This window comes from Vibrio sp. TMPB1044, from assembly GCF_030442075.1.
GTDB classification, from domain to species: Bacteria; Pseudomonadota; Gammaproteobacteria; order Enterobacterales; family Vibrionaceae; genus Vibrio; species Vibrio satsumensis.
In genome coordinates this window covers 85,135-102,580 of record NZ_JAUJED010000019.1, presented here as the reverse complement: position 1 = coordinate 102,580, position 17,446 = coordinate 85,135, and the positions used below count along the sequence as shown (strand labels likewise).

The 17,446-nt window shown below is 46.1% G+C and carries 12 protein-coding genes; 2 read left to right on the top strand and 10 right to left on the bottom strand.

All coding sequences use genetic code 11. The features are described 5' to 3' along the window. Positions 1-22: 22 nt before the first annotated feature. The 5 genes from QQ041_RS12390 to QQ041_RS12370 form a co-directional block, all read right to left on the bottom strand. Entirely contained in the window at positions 23-1,132 is a 1,110-nt protein-coding gene (locus QQ041_RS12390) for a GGDEF domain-containing protein (protein WP_285954055.1), read from the bottom strand. A 202-nt stretch (positions 1,133-1,334) separates the two neighbouring features. Next, complete coding sequence (locus QQ041_RS12385) at positions 1,335-2,543, bottom strand: hypothetical protein (RefSeq protein ID WP_285954054.1); 1,209 nt, start codon at positions 2,541-2,543, stop codon at positions 1,335-1,337. A gap of 9 nt (positions 2,544-2,552) precedes the next feature. Then, the gene (locus QQ041_RS12380; protein ID WP_285954053.1) at positions 2,553-3,374 is read right to left on the bottom strand and encodes an outer membrane lipoprotein-sorting protein; all 822 of its coding nucleotides are present in this window, start codon (positions 3,372-3,374) and stop codon (positions 2,553-2,555) included. Between the two features lie 44 nt (positions 3,375-3,418). Next, positions 3,419-5,911: an RND family transporter gene (locus tag QQ041_RS12375; protein WP_285954052.1), complete on the bottom strand. Its 2,493-nt coding sequence runs from the start codon at positions 5,909-5,911 to the stop codon at positions 3,419-3,421. Between the two features lie 170 nt (positions 5,912-6,081). Then, a complete protein-coding gene (locus QQ041_RS12370; protein WP_146491284.1) occupies positions 6,082-6,867 on the bottom strand; it encodes a TetR/AcrR family transcriptional regulator in 786 nt (261 codons plus the stop codon). A 558-nt stretch (positions 6,868-7,425) separates the two neighbouring features. On the opposite strand from QQ041_RS12370, the gene QQ041_RS12365 reads away from it, so the two are divergent. Together QQ041_RS12365 and QQ041_RS12360 are read left to right on the top strand one after the other, a co-directional pair. Next, positions 7,426-8,223 carry a hypothetical protein gene (locus QQ041_RS12365; RefSeq protein WP_285954051.1) on the top strand — a complete coding sequence of 266 codons (798 nt, stop codon included), beginning with the start codon at positions 7,426-7,428 and terminating at the stop codon, positions 8,221-8,223. Beyond that, a complete protein-coding gene (locus tag QQ041_RS12360) occupies positions 8,144-8,920 on the top strand; it encodes a hypothetical protein (RefSeq protein WP_285954220.1) in 777 nt (258 codons plus the stop codon). The genes QQ041_RS12365 and QQ041_RS12360 overlap by 80 nt, the downstream gene beginning before the upstream one ends. Positions 8,921-9,073: 153 nt before the next feature. Here the strand turns inward: QQ041_RS12360 and QQ041_RS12355 are convergent, their stop codons facing one another. The 5 genes from QQ041_RS12355 to QQ041_RS12335 form a co-directional block, all read right to left on the bottom strand. After that, positions 9,074-9,568, bottom strand: a complete 495-nt coding sequence (locus tag QQ041_RS12355) for an outer membrane beta-barrel protein (protein ID WP_285954050.1) — start codon at positions 9,566-9,568, stop codon at positions 9,074-9,076. 143 nt (positions 9,569-9,711) lie between these two features. Then, a complete protein-coding gene (gene hrpA / locus QQ041_RS12350) occupies positions 9,712-13,755 on the bottom strand; it encodes an ATP-dependent RNA helicase HrpA (RefSeq protein ID WP_285954049.1) in 4,044 nt (1,347 codons plus the stop codon). 222 nt (positions 13,756-13,977) lie between these two features. Next, positions 13,978-16,134, bottom strand: a complete 2,157-nt coding sequence (locus QQ041_RS12345; RefSeq protein ID WP_285954048.1) for a glycoside hydrolase family 3 N-terminal domain-containing protein — start codon at positions 16,132-16,134, stop codon at positions 13,978-13,980. A 3-nt stretch (positions 16,135-16,137) separates the two neighbouring features. Next, a complete protein-coding gene (locus QQ041_RS12340; RefSeq protein WP_285954047.1) occupies positions 16,138-16,623 on the bottom strand; it encodes a hypothetical protein in 486 nt (161 codons plus the stop codon). Then, positions 16,623-17,444: a carbohydrate ABC transporter permease gene (locus QQ041_RS12335; RefSeq protein WP_102553179.1), complete on the bottom strand. Its 822-nt coding sequence runs from the start codon at positions 17,442-17,444 to the stop codon at positions 16,623-16,625. Before QQ041_RS12335 ends, QQ041_RS12340 begins: the two co-directional genes overlap by 1 nt. Positions 17,445-17,446: the final 2 nt, after the last annotated feature.

The following is a 17,446-nucleotide window of genomic DNA, read 5'->3' as shown; positions in this document are numbered from 1 at the left end:
TAATTTGGAAATGACCTGAAGGCTAGATCTGAATAGAACAAACGCTGTTCTTTCCTGCGTTTTTCGCTAGATAAACGGACTCGTCAGCCGCTTTAATCAATTCATTCATGGTTTCGAATTCTTCGGTTATTTCAGCGACACCGACACTAATACTGCCAATCCAAACTTGATTACTGGTTTCAACCTCTAATTCAGACACTTTCTGTCGAGCCGTTTCCGCGATGTACATTCCACCTTTAAGATCAGTGTCTGGGCAAATAACCAAGAACTCATCGCCACCTAACCGGCAAACAATATCATCATTACGAAAGGTGTTTTTCAGTTCACGGGAGAGGGTTTGTAGCACCAAGTCGCCTGCATCATGTCCACTGGTGTCATTAATGCGCTTGAAATTGTCAGCATCAATCATAATGCACACTAAAGGCATACCAAGCTCTTTGGAGTCTTGCCAATGCACGGCTAACTGTTTAAAGGCATTACGGCGGTTAGGCAAATTAGTGAGTGAGTCTGTTAACGACAACTCTTCAAGTTTCTTACTCGCTCGTTTCAGTTCTGTAGTCCGTTCCTCGACTTTGTCTTCGAGTAACTGGTTGAAGCGTAACAACTGTTTGTTTCGTTCAGAGACTTGTTCAAACAGGCTGTTAAGCGCAGTCAACAGCGGGACAGTCGAAGAATCTTGCTGCTTTTCTTCTGCTTCAAAGGCTTGTAGAGGTGTCGCGCCCTCTTCTATGGCGGTCATTTGTCGCGCCATGTTTTGGTCGATACCGAGGATGTGGTAAGCAAGCCAATGGATCAAGAAATCAAGTAACTGCCGTGCTGACGACTGATCTTCTTCCAAGATGAAAGCTTGCATGCTGTAGATATCTTGCATAAATACACGATGCACTTTGATGTGCTCTTCAATGTGTAACTCATACACACCACAATCTCTCATCAAAGATTCTTCTTCTTTAAAGTGAAATTCGGCATAGCGCGTGAGATCGAGTAAAGCGATGTTAATATCGTCTATAGAGATAGTATTCTCTGACACAAGATTTCCGTAGTGGTTGATAAAACCAACAAGGTATTGATGTTGTTCATCGACAACACCAATGCCTGTTTCAAAGTTTTTATCCCAATTAAATAAATTCATAGATCCCTTAGGGCCGATACCACCAGCACGATTTACATGCATATTCGGAGGTTATAGATACTCGAAAAATATAACCATCTTACCTGTGGGACTATTCGATTATTTGCTCCTTTTTATAAAAAGACGACGTTAAACATTATAAATATAGCGCGTCTTAAATCTGAGACGCCCCCTTTAACAAGAATGCCCCACCAAACCAACATTAGAAATAATATTCCAACGCCATCTCAACAAAGTCGTCCTTACGAGCAAAGAACAACAAGTCCTCTGGGGTTTCGTTCTCAAACAACCACGCGTTCAATCGCCACTTGAGGTTGTTGTTGATACGGCTTGATGCTTCCAGTTTTGCACTGTAGACATCGCTGTTGTCCAAGTCTTGCGTGATGCCTGTAAGTACCTCAGTTCCGTCTTCATCGTTCAAGGCGAAACGTGCCCCAAGGAACACGTCGTTTTGACCGATGGTTTGAGCATTATTGCCTCGGCTGTCATAAAGATATTCAGCAATGAAGCCAATGTCCCAATACGATTCGAGTGCCCCCACCCAGGTGTATTCAAAGCCTGTTGCTACGCCTGTGTGGTTGTCGTAGCTGTCACGGTAAATGCTTTCTAGCTTCCATAACCAATCACCGATAATACCTTGCACATCCAATCCGAAATGCTGCATTTGCGCGTAATACGGCTTGAGTTCATTGCCTTCTACACGATAATAAGGGTCGCGATTGGTGCCGCCTAGGTAACTTAAACCGACATCCCAATCGCCGTACATTTGGCTATAGCGCAATGCCACATCAAGGTGCTTTTCTTCTCGCGAAGATTCGTAAAGCGCATCGTCCGATACAGATACAGTCGGCCTTAATCGACCGTCTTCACCTGCAAAGGTACGTTCACGAAAATACGGCAGTAACATTGCATCGATGGTTCCCCAGTCTTTAATCGATGTGAAATGCACCATAGGCTGACCCAATTTCGATTCACCATCGACCGATTCAATGGCATCGGTTTGGTTGACCACGTCCACCAAGTGCGCCGATTCGGTTACGCCCCAGAACACTTTGCCAACACCTGCACGCAGTTCATAATCGTCCCAATAATTGAGATATAGAGCTTCACGAACGTCGCCATGGGTCCGTTCATCGTCTTCGCTGTCTAGGCGATAAAACGGCGTGAAGGTAAAGCTGCTGTTGCCTTCTTCTTGCTCCCAGTAAAATTCTGGCTGCAACACCAGTGAGCTTTGTCCTTTGTCTTGCCCTTGCAAACCGTCGCTAAAGAACTGCCTGTGTTCAAGGTTCACCTGCCCTGAAAGATCCGGACTAAAGCCTGCCGCCACACAAGGCTGCGACACCTGCATAAGCCCGACGGTCACTGCCAAAGTTAAGGATAACTGGGTTCCTGTTGCCACAATCCTTTTCATATTCCTGCCTTATTTTGCACGTTTAAGTGTGTTCTTTTGAAAATCCTTGCCTTTAAGACCGGTCTGGAAGGCTAAATCTGTCGTGGTTAATACCGTACTTTTGCCTGTTTGATGGTTTTGCATCGACATGGTGTGAGCGCGCCAGTATTGGTTTAGGTATTGTTTGTAGTCTTGGAACGACAGGGTTTTGAGCAATGCACCTTTTCGGTCGTAAAACTCCACTTGAACGGGGCGGTAATATTGTTGATCTAGCCATACTTTTTGCATGGTGTAGCCAGAGTTTTTGTCGGTCGGAACTTGCTCTAACACAAAGGTGTCGACACCTTCAATTTTGGTGTCTTCAATGTAGTTGAAGGTGTACTTTCCTAACTCGAACGAGCTCAAGTCTTCGTAAGCAAATTCACTGCCCATAAACGGGCCAGATTTGTTGCGTGAAGAAATGCGTTTTACACGTTTCAATGCAGGCAAGTACAACCATTGGTCATCCGATTTAGTGATGTGTGAATGGTTCAAGAAAGCCGTACCTTTTACGTCGCGAGGCTCATCAAAAATCGTCAGCCCTTTATCGCCATCGTCATCCACTTCTAACGACTTCAATCGCATTAGGCGTGTGCTGCTTTCGCCCTGTTTGTTGCGAAGCAACATTTCCATGGTTGCGACAGAATCGCCCCACCCGACATCAACCGCTTTACGTTGCTCGGCAATTTCTAAGCCTTTCGCCGGGTCAGCCATAGTAGGGAAAGCCGCGAATGTGCCTATTGTTAACGTGCCGACGCTTAACGAGCTAACAGTAAGTAATGTAGTAACGAATGATTGTTTAACGCTTTTCATAAATATCTCCTTGAGTCAGCCCACCGCAGTAGGCTGAAGATTCCTTATTTGGTCGAAGTAGTCAGTCCGCCAGCTGGGTTAGACGGGTTGGATTGAGCTTTAGCGGATGACTTTGGTTGGTACTGGGCTTTATCTGAATAGTGAGTCTGTTTGTCGAAGATCATCAGTAAGCTCGGTAGCAATATGAAGTCGACCACCAGCGCAATGAAAATCACAATCGCGCTGAGTAAGCCCATGTCGGAATTGAGCCTGAAGCTCGACATCGCCAGTACAGAGAAACCCGCCACAAGCACGACTGTGGTGATCCACAATGCGCGGCCAACGGTGTGGAAGGCATATCGAACCGCTTCTTCCGCTGATTTCCCTTCAATTCTCGCGCGTTGGTATTTACTTAAGAAGTGCACCGCATCATCAACCACGATACCCAGAGTGAGCGTCACCACCACGGACAAACCAAGGTTGATTTCACCAGAGATAAGCGCCCATAAACCAAAACCAATAATTGCAGGTGCAATGTTTGGTACTAGGCTGATCATGCCTAAGCGAACCGAGCGCAATGCAAAGATCATCAAGCCAGAGATAAGCACTAAGGTGATAGGCAGAGTTGAGAGCATGCTGGCCATGTTGGTTTCGCCAATGTGAGCAAACATCAGTGACGGGCTCGACGCTACTACTTCATACTGAGGTGCATTGGCTGCAAACCATGAGTAGATGCGTTCTTCGAGTTCCACCAGTTCAACACTGCCGAGGTTGTCGACGGTGAGCACCATTTTGATCGATGATTTATCGACGTTGATCTGGTTGTTCAAGTCCAAGCCATAAGGCAGAGACATCTCGTAAAGCAGCAGGTATTGCGCGGCAAGTTCACGGTTAAGCGGCAGTTGGTAGTAGCTGTCATCGTCGCCATGCATGTTCTTGTTCAAACGCATGTAAACATCAGAAAGCGTGGCCACATGGTCGGTTTCTGGTTGAACGCGTAGCCAATCGGTAAAGTCACCAATCGCTTGCAAGAACACAGGATCAGCAATCGCTTGAGACTCGTTGGTTTTCACTGCGATACTGATGGTCGTCATACCACTTACGGTCTGTTCCATGAAGTCCGCAGCTTGTCTGAATTCGCTTGAGGTATCGAAATACTTCACCGATTCATCATTCACTTTGTTGAGTGGAATTAACGCCGCAGCACCAACAATCACAAGAGTAGAAATAGGCAGTAGTGCTTTACGGTTAGCAACGACAAAATCACCCAGCTTATCCATGAAGGTGACTTTGCTTTGTGCCGCCCCTTTTCCTTGCGTAGATAAGCTGGCTGGCAGAGTTTTAACTGGCAATAGTTTTAACAGCGCAGGAAGCATAGTCACAGAAAGGAAACACGCGATGATCACGCCCAATGCAGACAAGTTACCGAAGTCGCGTAATACTGGAGAATCCGACATATTCATCATCAAGAAACCAATCGCAGTGGTCACTGAGGTAATGAGAATCGGCATCGCATTGAGCTTGATGCTGTATTGAATGGCTTGTGCTTTCTCCATCCCGCGTTGCATGGCTTGTCTCATGGTCACAATCACATGAACACAATCGGCAACCGCAAGGGTTAATACCAAGGTTGGAACGTTAACCGTCGCGGTGCTGAGGAACATCCCTGCCCAGCCAGACAACCCCATGGTGACAACAATTGAAGAGATAATCACAACTAAGGTCGCCACCACACTAAAGAACGAGCGCAGCATAAAGGTTAGGAACACCAACACCACCAACAGCATTAACGGCACTAGTGTTGAGCTGTCTTCTTGAGCCGACATCATAAATGCGTTGTTCATGGCGATGATGCCCGCTTTATGGAATTCGACATTCGGGTAATCGGCTTGGTACTTGGCGATCATAGTATTGATAGCCGCGATTACTTCTTGCACTTCCGCAGTTTTATCCACTTCAGGCAATTGCACGGTGACGTTCACAATCGTCACATCGCCAGAGGCTGAGACTAATGCGTTTTTAAGCAGAGGTTCGTTGAGGGCGATCTGTTTAACTTTGGCGATTCGCTCTGGTGTGTGCTCATATTCTTCATACAGCAGGTCTTCTACCAAGAGGTCGTCTTCAACGGCTTCGGTATGCTGATAATTGGCAAGCGAATCGACACGGCTTGAGTACGGGATCTGCCACGCATCGACCGTGAGGTTTTGAATTAGAGTGAGGGTTACTGGGGTGAAGACATTGCCATCTTCAGGGGCGACAACAATCGCGAGGTTGTCGGTTTTTGCAAAAGTGGTTTGAATTTCATCGAACGCCATCAACTGTTTGTTGGTGCCTTCGAAGAAGATGTTGTAGTCCCCTCTAAAGTAGAGGTTCTTTGCCCCAAAAGCAGAGAGCATGATGATTGAAAAAACCACCAGCAGAACGATAAACGAACGCTTGGTCGGTATTGAGTGCCAACTGTTATTTAGATCAGCGTTTGCGTTATCGACATTACGGTTATCTCGATTTTGCTGATCGAAAGTGGGCTTCTGGCTGTCATGTTTCATCACAGTCTCCATTTGTGACGATTCGTCATATTTGTGTCATAAAAAGCCAGCCGAAGCTGATAAAAGACACAATTCTTAGTCAAACACTCAAGAAACCAAAACTACAGTCGGTTAATCTCAAGTTTGTGACGAATCGTCAAAAATGGTTATTAATAAACCCACATGAGTGGGCTTAATGGAAGCTATCGACCTACTGATTCTAAGTAAGCGATCTCTTCGCTGAACAGTTCTTGTTCTACACGGCGCCAGGTCTTGCGGTAATCCCAATCACTCGAAAGGGGCTGCCAGTTGAGGCCGTCTAAAATCATGTTCGCGTTATGTAATACTGAATACGGGTCTTGTAACCGCTTGATACAATGACTGTTTGATGCGTTCTGTGACAAAGCATTTGAACCAAATGCAATTGACCAGTTAGCGAATACGATGGCATCTGAACCCACGCCAGAAGAGAACTTTAGGTCACCGGCTTCTACTGCTTGATTGACGAGCAGATCCGCTTGTTCGATAACGATCTCTTCTAATTGATTCATCTCGGCCACGCGTGCACTGGAGGCTTTCTCTAGTACCCATGGGCTTTTAGCCATAATCGCGCAAGTTGATAATACCGGTTCCATACGAGCATAAACTCGGTACGCAACGTGCAATGCGACAATCTTTTCGCGTGAGTTGCCTTCAAACTCTCCAGAACGAGCAAACATCAATGCCTCGGTCTTTAAAGAGTGAATACACAAGGCTAAAACGACGTCTTCTTTGCTGCAAAAGTGATTATATATCGTACCTTTAGAATAAGAGCTTGCCGCCGTTAGCCTATCCATCGTCAGGTTTCCGAACCCTTGTTCTCGAACCAGATCTTTCGCTAACAACATCAATTCTACTTCTCGGTCTGCGATAGACTGCTGCTTTTTAGACAACACGCCTTTGCAACCAAAGATACCTTGTTTATCGCCTTTACAACCAAAGCCAAACATAATTTCTCAGTCCGTATTTTAGCTTAGCTATTATCTAAGCTTCGCCAGTATTTAAAACGCTCCTGTCCAATATATTAACACGAATAGTAAATTCATGTAGTTAACCATTTTGTGACGCTTCGTCATTTCTGACTTATCGTCATAATAGCGCAAATATTGATCATATCAAGGTGTTTTATAAATTAAATACAACTTATGAATGGATGGGTGGATAAATATGTCAACAAGTAGATAGAGAAGTCATCAACAGTCACTAGAGAGAGAAGATAGGCGCTTTCATGAAGAGAACACGAAAGGTGAGAAGCTCATTCTTTACGTTAATAGACCACGTTATTTTAAGCCTTAGTGCAGAATCAGACCCGAAAAAGACGGCCGTAAAACCCACCTTTAGCCACCTTCTGACCTAGAATGAATGAGTGTAGGCTTACTTTTTAGGGCAGACCTCTCCTTATGGTCAATATTTGGCTTACTAATGTCGTTTTCTGTTAAGTTGCTATAAATTCGGTAAGGGGTGACTTACAATAGTGACAACGACTTACCTTTTTTGAGAACACGATATTGAGCGCCAAATATTCTTATTTAGCTTGGCAAGTGAATACTTCTAGCCCGGCAGAAAAGCTGGTTTTATTGATGCTTGCAGATGGTGCTGACGAATTCGGCTACACCAATGTGTGCCTGCAAACGGCAGGTCAGCTTTGTGCTCTCTCTACGTTTGGTTTAGCCGACTGCCTTAAGTGTTTAGTCGACCAAGGTTTCCTCGATAAGGTGAAAGTAGATTATCGAGATCAAAAAGAGATTCACGTTTTCAAAATGCTCATTGAGCAAGAGCAAGCTACGGCGCACGTTGAGGTTCAACCGACCAATAGTATTCCGGTCTACTCTACTGCACCTGCACCTGCACCTGCACCTGCACCTGCACCTGCACCTGCACCCAAGTTTCAGCCTGCTCCGGCGCCAATGCAACACATGCAGCATGCCCCTCGCCCACAAGGCCGAGGCTCAATGAACAGCAACACCGTCTCTACTCATGACCTCAACGAAGAAGAGATACCATCATGGGCAGAACGCGCGTTTAAATTCTCCGGCCTTGCCGGTGACCATAGTTTAGTATGGAAGAAATTTGTCCTTTGGTATAAAGCCAAAGCCAATGAACTAATGCCACTATCTCGCATCGAATCTAAGTTGCAGTATTGGTTAGTTAACGAGAAGCAAAATGAAAGACAACAACAGCAGAAGACCTCTCAATATTCAGGAAATGCAGGACAAGCTCAAGGAAATGGGTATCGACAAAAGCTTAGCCCATCTGAACGCTTCAGGCAGCAGCTCATTCAAAAAGGCAAAAAGCCAACCTTCTGAGCCAGCTCCGGACGTTCAACCTAAAGCTCCACTAGTACCTGAAGTGATTGAAGCACAAAGTACCGATGTGAAAGTAGCGGCGGCACAAGCTGCAGGTTCAGGTGCGTCTCAACAAGTGCCTGTTGTTGATCAAGATCCTGCAGAATTAGAGCTCACAGATTGGTGTGTCCATGTGTTTGGTTCTTTCTTGAGCGTGTACGAAACTCAGTGGGAATACCAATACGGTAGTGAGCCAAGTGGTAAATTCATTGAGTTTGCCAACTCTGTTGATTCAGACGGCCTTAACCGCGTGCTAATGCACTGTCATGAGCGTATTCAACTTGGCAACAGCTGGCCGCCGCAAATGGGTGAACTTTGGATCCTTAAAGATTCACTGACTGAAGAAGAACTGCTGGATAGCCGTATTCGTGTGTTATCGCGTACTGCCGCTAACAAGATTGAAAAGTGGCTTATCCAAAACAAGCTGTACGATTTAAAGCGTACGGCTGAAAACAAGCTTGATGGTCTGTTTAAAAAGTACTACTTGGAAGCAAAGCGTTTAGATGAGAAAGGCATGCTTGAAACAGAATTACCGCAATTCCTTCTTGCTGCTAACTCAGTGAAGAACCTTAACGACTTGAAGCGCGAAGAGTACGAAAGCCAACACGGCAAAGCGATTAACCCAAGAATCCAGCGTATTCTGAACAGTAAAAAGTAACCCTCCGCTAGCTATCTGTTATAAGAAAACAGAGTGGCGATTACACGGTTAACAGATACAAAAATGCCAGCTATCAAGCTGGCATTTTTTATGAATCCTTACGAACTCTTTAACGACTATCCGACCGATATTTACGATCGTTTCACTGATTAATTACAGTAGGTGGATAGTTGCGTTTAGCGTGAATACGCCAGAGTCGTCATCTTTCATTTTGAAGTTTTGGTAGCTAGCGCCTACAGATAGTGGGCCAAAGATGAAGTATTCAGCGCCGACACCGTACATTACATCTTCTCCTGATTGCTTGAAGCCGTCAGATTTAAGATCGTAAGAGTGAACACCAGCCTTCGCATATACGTGAAGAGGACCGAAGTCGATGCTTGGTTTGATCGCTAGGTAAGCAGTGCTTGCATCTAGGTTTGTAAGGTCACGGTTGCCGTACTTAACGCTGTCGAAAGAACCTAGGTCCCAGTAACCCGCTTCAATACCAATTAGTGGCAGGATGCCTGTACCCACGTGGATACCAATCGCTGTTTCTTCTTCATTGCCTAATGAGTTTTGACCACCCATTACGCCACCGTACAACCAAGAATCAGCCATTGCTGTTGAAGATGCACCTAGCAGTGCTAGTGCCAATAACGTTTTTTTCATATTCGACCTTTTTCGTCCTAGTGGCAGGCCTTGAGTGGTAATAAATTGCCACCAAGTCGCCCTGTATGTAATAACTATTCAATTAGTAATGCAATAAGCAAGATTTATACCTAAACCTTGCTATTGCGTCTAGCTTTATTCCTTTAGCAAGCATCAATCGCGTTTTTAACACGCTTATCTGATACTGGGTAAGGCGTTCCGAGCTGCTGTGCGAAGAAGCTTACACGAAGCTCTTCTATCATCCAACGCACCTCTTTTACATTTTCTGGAACCGCGATCCCTTTTGGAATTTTATTCAGCAGTTCTTTGTAATCATTCATTACTGACTCAACTTTGATCATATGAAGACGATCTTTGTTCGGGTCAATTGGCAGTTTTTCCATGCGGCGTTCAATCGCTCTCATATAGCGTAGAATATCCGGCAGGCGTTTCCACCCACATTCTGTGGCAAAACCCTTAAAAATCAAGCCTTCTACCTGAGCTTTTATATCCGAAAGTGCGAATGCCATAGAAAGATCAACACGGCCTTTTAGCTTCTTACTGATGCTGAATGCCGTGGTTAAGATGGTTTCAACTTGTTGAGCAATCTCAACTACCGTATCACCCAACTCTGCACGTACGTGCTCTTTCAGTGCTTCAAACTGCTCTGCTTCCCAAACCAAACCGCCCTTCTCTTCAATCAGCTTATCAATACCACAAGCGATACAGTCATCGATTAAATCAAGTACCTGTCCGTATGGGTTGAAGTACAAACCAAGTTTCGATTTGTTCGGCAAGTTCGAGTGCAAGTATTTGATCGGCGATGGTACATTCAACAAGATTAAACGACGCTGACCCGATTTCATTGCCGAGATCTGTTCTTGCTCGGTCTCGAACAGTTTGATCTCTACGCTGTCTTTGGTATCCACCAGCGCAGGGAAAGCTTTAACATCGTAGCCGCCACGCTTCTGTTGGTAGACTTTTGGTAGCTCACCAAAGCTCCACGTGTGCAGGTTCTGCTGTTCGATATCATCGTCTGCCACTTTAGAAAGCGTTTCTTGAACTTTGTCTTTCAGGCTCTCTTTCAGCTCATGCAGATCTTTCTGTTCTTTCAGCTTACGCTTGCGATGATCTACAGCGCGGAATGTTACCTTTAAGTGCTCTGGAATCTGGTCTAACTTCCAGTCATCACGTACCACTTCCACGCCTGTCATACGACGTAGCTCTTTCTCAAGAGAATCCAATAGCGGAGCTTCAAGTGGCGTAACACGTGCCAAGAATGCATCGGCGTAGTTTGGTGCAGGCACAAAGTTACGGCGTAGCGTTTTTGGAAGTGACTTAATCAGGCTAATCACCAACTCTTGGCGTAAACCTGGGATCTGCCAATCGAATCCGTTTTGGTCGATCTGGTTCAAGATAGGTAGCGGAATATGGACCGTTACACCATCGTTGTCATCGCCCGGCTCAAATTGGTAGCTCAGCTTGAGCTTGATACCGTTTTGGTGCCAGAAGTTCGGGTAATCCAAATCGGTAACGTGGCTTGCATCACCTCTGAACAGCATCGACTTTTCGAAGTTCAGCAGATCGGGCGTTTTCTGGCTGGTTTTCTTCCACCATGTATCAAAGTGACGGCCTGAAACAGCCTCTTCACCCACACGCTGGTCATAAAAATCGAACAGCTCATCATCATCGATCAAGATGTCACGACGACGAGACTTATGCTCTAGCTCTTCCACTTCTTGCAGTAGCTTACGGTTCTGCTTGAAGAAAGCGTGTTTGGTTTCCCACTCACCTTCTACTAATGCACTACGCACGAACAACTCGCGGCTGACGGTTGCATCAATCGCACCGTAGTTCACAAGGCGCTTAGGAACAATTGGGATTCCGTAAAGCATCACTTTTTCGTGTGCCATTACCGCCGCTTGTTTCTTCGACCAATGTGGTTCGCTGTAACTGCGTTTAATCAGGTGTTTCGCCAGTGGCTCAATCCATTCAGGTTGAATCTTCGCGATAACACGACCCCATAATTTTGAGGTTTCCACCAGCTCAGCAGACATGATCCACTTAGGTTGTTTCTTAAATAGGCCAGACGCTGGGAAGATATGGAAGCGCGCATTACGTGCACCTTGATATTCATTCTTCTCTTGGTCTTTCATGCCGATGTGCGAAAGCAGACCTGATAGTAGTGAGATGTGAATACCATCGTAACTACCCGGCTCTGTATTCAACTTAGTATCCAGTTCACGCATTGCTTGATGAATTTGGAAGTACACATCTTGCCATTCACGGATACGTAAATAGTTCAGGTAATCTTGCTTACACTGTTTGCGGAACTGGTTGCTCGACAGCGCTTTTTGCTGCTGCTTGATGTAATCCCACAGGTTCACAAACGTGATGAAGTCAGACTCTTTATCGAAGAAGCGCTTGTGCTTGTCATCAGACGATTGTTGTTTGTCTGATGGGCGCTCACGCGGATCTTGAATCGACAACGCAGACGCAATCACCATCACTTCGTGTAGGCATCGGTTACGTGGCGCTTCAATTACCATACGTGCTAAACGCGGATCGATAGGCAGTTTCGCCAACTTACGACCAATCGCGGTTAGCTTCTTCTTGTCATCGCCGTGGTTCTTGTTTTTATTCGCAGACGGTTCGACTGTCGCGATTGCACCAAGCTCTTCAAGCAGCCTTACACCATCTTGAATGTTGCGCTTATCGGGCGCTTCAACAAATGGGAACGCTTGAATGTCGCCTAGACCCAGCGCTGTCATCTGAAGGATAACGGATGCTAGGTTAGTACGAAGAATCTCCGGGTCAGTAAACTCTGGGCGCGATTCGAAATCTTCCTCTGAGTACAGACGAATACAGATACCTTCCGCAACACGGCCACAACGACCTTTACGTTGGTTGGCACTCGCTTGAGAGACAGGCTCAATCGGTAGGCGTTGTACCTTAGTGCGGTAGCTATAGCGGCTAATACGCGCCGTACCCGGGTCGATAACATACTTGATGCCAGGAACCGTTAACGAGGTTTCTGCCACGTTAGTTGCCAGCACGATACGTCGACCAGTATGAGACTGGAAGATACGGTTCTGCTCACCTGCCGATAGACGTGCGTAAAGCGGAACAATTTCAGTATCACGAAGGTTACGTTTGCTCAATGCATCTGCGGTATCACGAATCTCTCGCTCACCGTTCATGAAGATCAAGATATCACCAAGGCCTTCATCACACAGCTCATCAACGGCTTCAAAGATACCTTCGATTTGGTCGCGGTCTGAATCACTGTCATCACCACCTAATGGGCGGTAACGCGTATCTACTGGGTAAGTACGGCCAGAGACTTCGATGATTGGTGCATTATTGAAGTGCTTAGAGAAACGCTCTGGATCGATGGTTGCCGACGTGATGATCACTTTCAAATCAGGACGCTTTGGCAGCAACTCTTTCAGGTAACCCATGATGAAATCGATGTTCAGGCTACGTTCGTGCGCTTCATCGATGATGATGGTGTCGTACTGGCTTAAGAAACGATCGTGTTGAATTTCCGCCAGTAGAATACCGTCGGTCATCAATTTGATTTGGGTGTTGTCAGATATTTGATCGTTGAATCGAACCTTATAACCAACGAACTCACCCAGCTGCGTTTCCATCTCTTCAGCAATACGATTCGCAACCGAACGTGCAGCAAGACGACGAGGCTGAGTATGGCCAATTAGGCCAAAGCGGCCGCGGCCAAGCTCAGAACAGATTTTTGGTAGCTGAGTGGTTTTACCCGAACCCGTTTCACCCGCCACGATAACCACTTGGTTTTCAGCGATGGCTTTCGCGATGTCTTCGCGTTTTTGGCTAACAGGGAGAATTTCTGGATATTCAATCGTTGGTTTCTGTGCAGCACGCTGAGTTGCCGTCATCATCGACTTAGCAATGTCTAACGCAATCTCATCAAAGACAGCGTGCTTAGCTTGTTCGTTCTTAATTTTGCTCGCACCAGCAATTCGCTTACTTAGACGGAAGCGGTCGCGCATCATGCACTCATTTAAGGCCTTACGAAGAGAGGCTGGGCTATTTTGAGATGCGCTAGCTTTAGGTGCTTGTTGTTTGTTGTTTTGCTTTTTTTGATTAGCTTGATCAGCAGCAGAATCCGATGTCGCGTTGGTATTCGCTACATGGTTATTTTTATCTGCTTTTTCCGGAGACGAAGTCACAGCGTGTCCTATTCTTTCTCTTATATAAACTCGCGCGATTGTAGCACAAGTGAGCCAGACTATAGAATGGGAAGCCACCCTAGCCTTTTGTTTTAATTATTCAGGTACAGTGTTTAAACATGTATAACATTAGGCAAATACACCACAGCGTATAAACAAAAAGAGATTGGCTCTACCCAATCTCTTTTACTTACCTTCAAAAAATTACGTTAAGTGGAATGTTTACCCAAGATGAACCGTTACTGACTCGGTCGCTAGACTGCTTCCCCCAACATAAACATCAATGTCACCAACCTCATACATAAAACACTCTTGAGAACCATAGAACCTCAGGTCGTCCGCTGAAATCGTCAGTCTAATCGTTTTACGTTCATTCGATTTTAAAAAGCACTTTGTAAATGCTTTTAGCTCTCGTTGAGGACGAGTCGTCGAAGAGACTTTGCGAGAGATATAGCACTGAACGACTTCTTGCCCTGCAATCGCAGAGGTGTTCTCAACGTCAACCTCAACAATTAGGCTCTCGTTCTCTGTAATTTCAGGCGTTACGGTCGTCAACTTACCATACTCAAACTGAGAATAACTTAAACCGAATCCGAATGAGTAAAGCGGTGTATCTTGCTCATTCTTATATGGCATGTACTCTTGATACGCTCGCATTTTACCAATCGGCTTGCGACCGTAATACATAGGGATTTGCCCTGTGCTTCTTGGTACTGTCATGGTGAGCTTGCCACTCGGATTACTTCGACCAAACAGTAAGTTACCGACCGCATTGCCTGTCTCTGTGCCGCTTTGCCATGCATAAACCAGTGACTGAGCGTATTGCTCAATCTTAGGTGATGGTACGGGCCTGCCAGTGCACTGAACCACAATCAGAGGTTTGCCCGTTTTGCCTATAGCCTCAATCAGCTCTTCTTGGCCCGGTGGCAACACAAGTTCAGCGATGTTACGTGCTTCTCCCGTTCGACGATGACTTTCACCGACACACAGCACAACTACATCACTGCGATGCGCGCACTCCATCATGTCATCACTGAATGCGCTTGAATCAGTAATTATGGTGTTCTCTGGTGCTGCTGCTTGGATGCCATCGGCAATCGTTGCAACGTCGTCGGCATTGCCATCAAGACACCAAGAACCAAGGTGCTGCCTCTGCGAATGAGCATGAGGACCAATCACAGCAATGGTTAAGCCTTGTGAGTCCAACGGTAGTAAATCACCGTCGTTTTTAAGCAGTACCATACTCTCTTCAGCAAGAGCTAACGCTTTACGCTTATGCTCTGCGAGACCCAGCACGCTCTTATGCAGTTCAGGGTCGATGTATGGTCTTTCAAACAGGCCAGCACGGAACTTAGTTAACAGCACACGGTAGACTGCTTCATCTAGATTTTCTTGCAAGCTTGGATTGTTCTTCACCAGCTCTGCAAGGGTATCTTCGTAAGCTTCGTGGGTCATCGCCATATCCACACCCGCATCCAACGCTTTTAACGCCGCTGCCGATGGGTCTTTCGCAACTTGGAAGTATTCCAGATCGGAAATAGAGCCCCAATCACTGACGACCATGCCATCAAACTTATGCTCGCCTTTGAGCCAGTCTCGAATCAATGGACGAGAGCCAGTTACCGGTGTACCACCAAGGTCGTTAAATCCAGACATCATGGTTGCAACACCTGCTTTCACTGCTGCGGCAAACGGCGGCAAGTGCACGTTGTACAAGGTGTTATCGCTCAACTCAGTCGTATCGTAATCACGCCCACCTTCTGAAGCACCATAACCAACAAAGTGTTTAGCACACGCCACCAGCTTATTTGGCTGCGAAGGGTCATCACCTTGAAAACCTTTCACCACCGATTTTGCAAACTGACTGGTTAGGTATGGGTCTTCACCTGAACTCTCAATCACTCGCCCCCAACGCGGGTCTCGAACGATGTCGAGCATTGGCGCAAAGGTCCAGTTGATACCCAACGAGGCCGCCTCAGCTGCAATGCACTCGTAAGCCTCTTCAACCAGTGTTGGGTTCCAAGAACATGCTTGAGCCAGAGGAATGGGCAGCACTGTCTTTTGACCATAAATCACATCGCGAGCGAATATGATTGGAATCCCCAGGCGGCTTTTTTCCATCGCCACCTTTTGGATCTCATTAAGTTGGTGCGGGTCAACCGATTCACCCGGTGCATTACCTGCCCACGCCGTGTCAGCAAGGATGCGTGAGCCATACGCACCCTGCTCCACTTTCATCAAGCACTCTTGCTTATTGTCGTCATAATCCAGCATTGGCGATTGGCAAAGCTGACCCACTTTCTCGGCAAGCGTCATCTGAGACAGTAAATCTTGCGCTCTGGTTCGGTAACTCGCTGAGCTGTCTTTGTATAGAGCCATCGATTAGATCTCTTTCATTTTGTAACGTGGGAAAGCTTCGGTTAGAAACTCGGTCATCTCTTGGTATAACGCATCATTACCAGACTGTTTCGCTAAGCGTCGCAGTTGGTCGGCCGCCGTTGGCACATGTCGAGAATCAAGTTGAACGTAGATCTCGATGAACTCCATTAACTGTTGTTCGTTAAGTTGTTCAATGATCAATGAAGGTTTTTCTAATGACTCGTAGTACGCATCTGGCTTAGGACCAAGCGTTGCGTTTCTCCAAGTTTCAATCACCTGCTGGTAGCCACCCAAATACTCGTCTTCAATTCTGAGTTCGAGTTTGTTCATCCCTTTTAACGCAGTCACCAGCTCACCTTTTTCGTATTGCTGCTCTGCGTATGCAAAGTAGTTTTCCGATAGTGAGTAAGCTCTCAACCAAGCGGAGCCATAAGCGATAAATATAACCGAGGCCAGCACTAACAATTTATATCCTGTCGATACTTTCATTACTTAACCCCTACGCCAGTAAATGCCTTGATGAAGTTCTTCTGTAGGCAGAAAAAGACAATCACAACAGGAACCGCAATCATAGTGGTCATCGCCCACAATTGCTCTAGGTTGGTTCCCGGTACTTCAGTTTTAAAGTTATACAGAGCAAGCTGCAGCGTCATCAGAGACTCATCACGAACATAAAGTAGCGGCCCCATAAAGTCATTCCATGCACCCATGAAGGTCAGGATACCGACGGTTGCCAAAGCAGGTCGCATCATAGGCAGAATGATTTTGAAGAAGATACGCATCTCACTTGCACCATCTATGCGAGCCGCTTCCAAGTAAGCGTTGTCTATTTGCTTCATGAATTGCACCATCAAGAAGATGTTGTACGCACTGATCGCCCCCGGGATGATCAGCACGCGATAGGTGTTAATCCAGTTCCACTCGTACATCATCATGTAAGTTGGGATGGTGAAAAGAATCGCCGGAATCATCATCGAACCAAGAATCACTTTCAGCCAAAACTCTCGGCCAGGTAAGTTGGTTTTAACAATCGAATACGCAACCATCGATGAGAACAATGTGTTCAGTACCGTGACAGTGACCGAGATGAAGATGGTGTTGAAGAAAACTCTCCCCAAGTTCACTGAGTCAAACACCTTGATGTAGCCAGCAAACGACCACTCTTTTGGCAGGCTGTTCGGGCTGTGCATAATCTCTGGACCCGTCTTAAATGAGTTGATCACCATGTAAAAGAACGGATACAACACAATAAGGGTGGCAACCAGAAGAGTGCCGTAAATCAGTAGGTTTTTTTTCTTATCAGCATTCATGA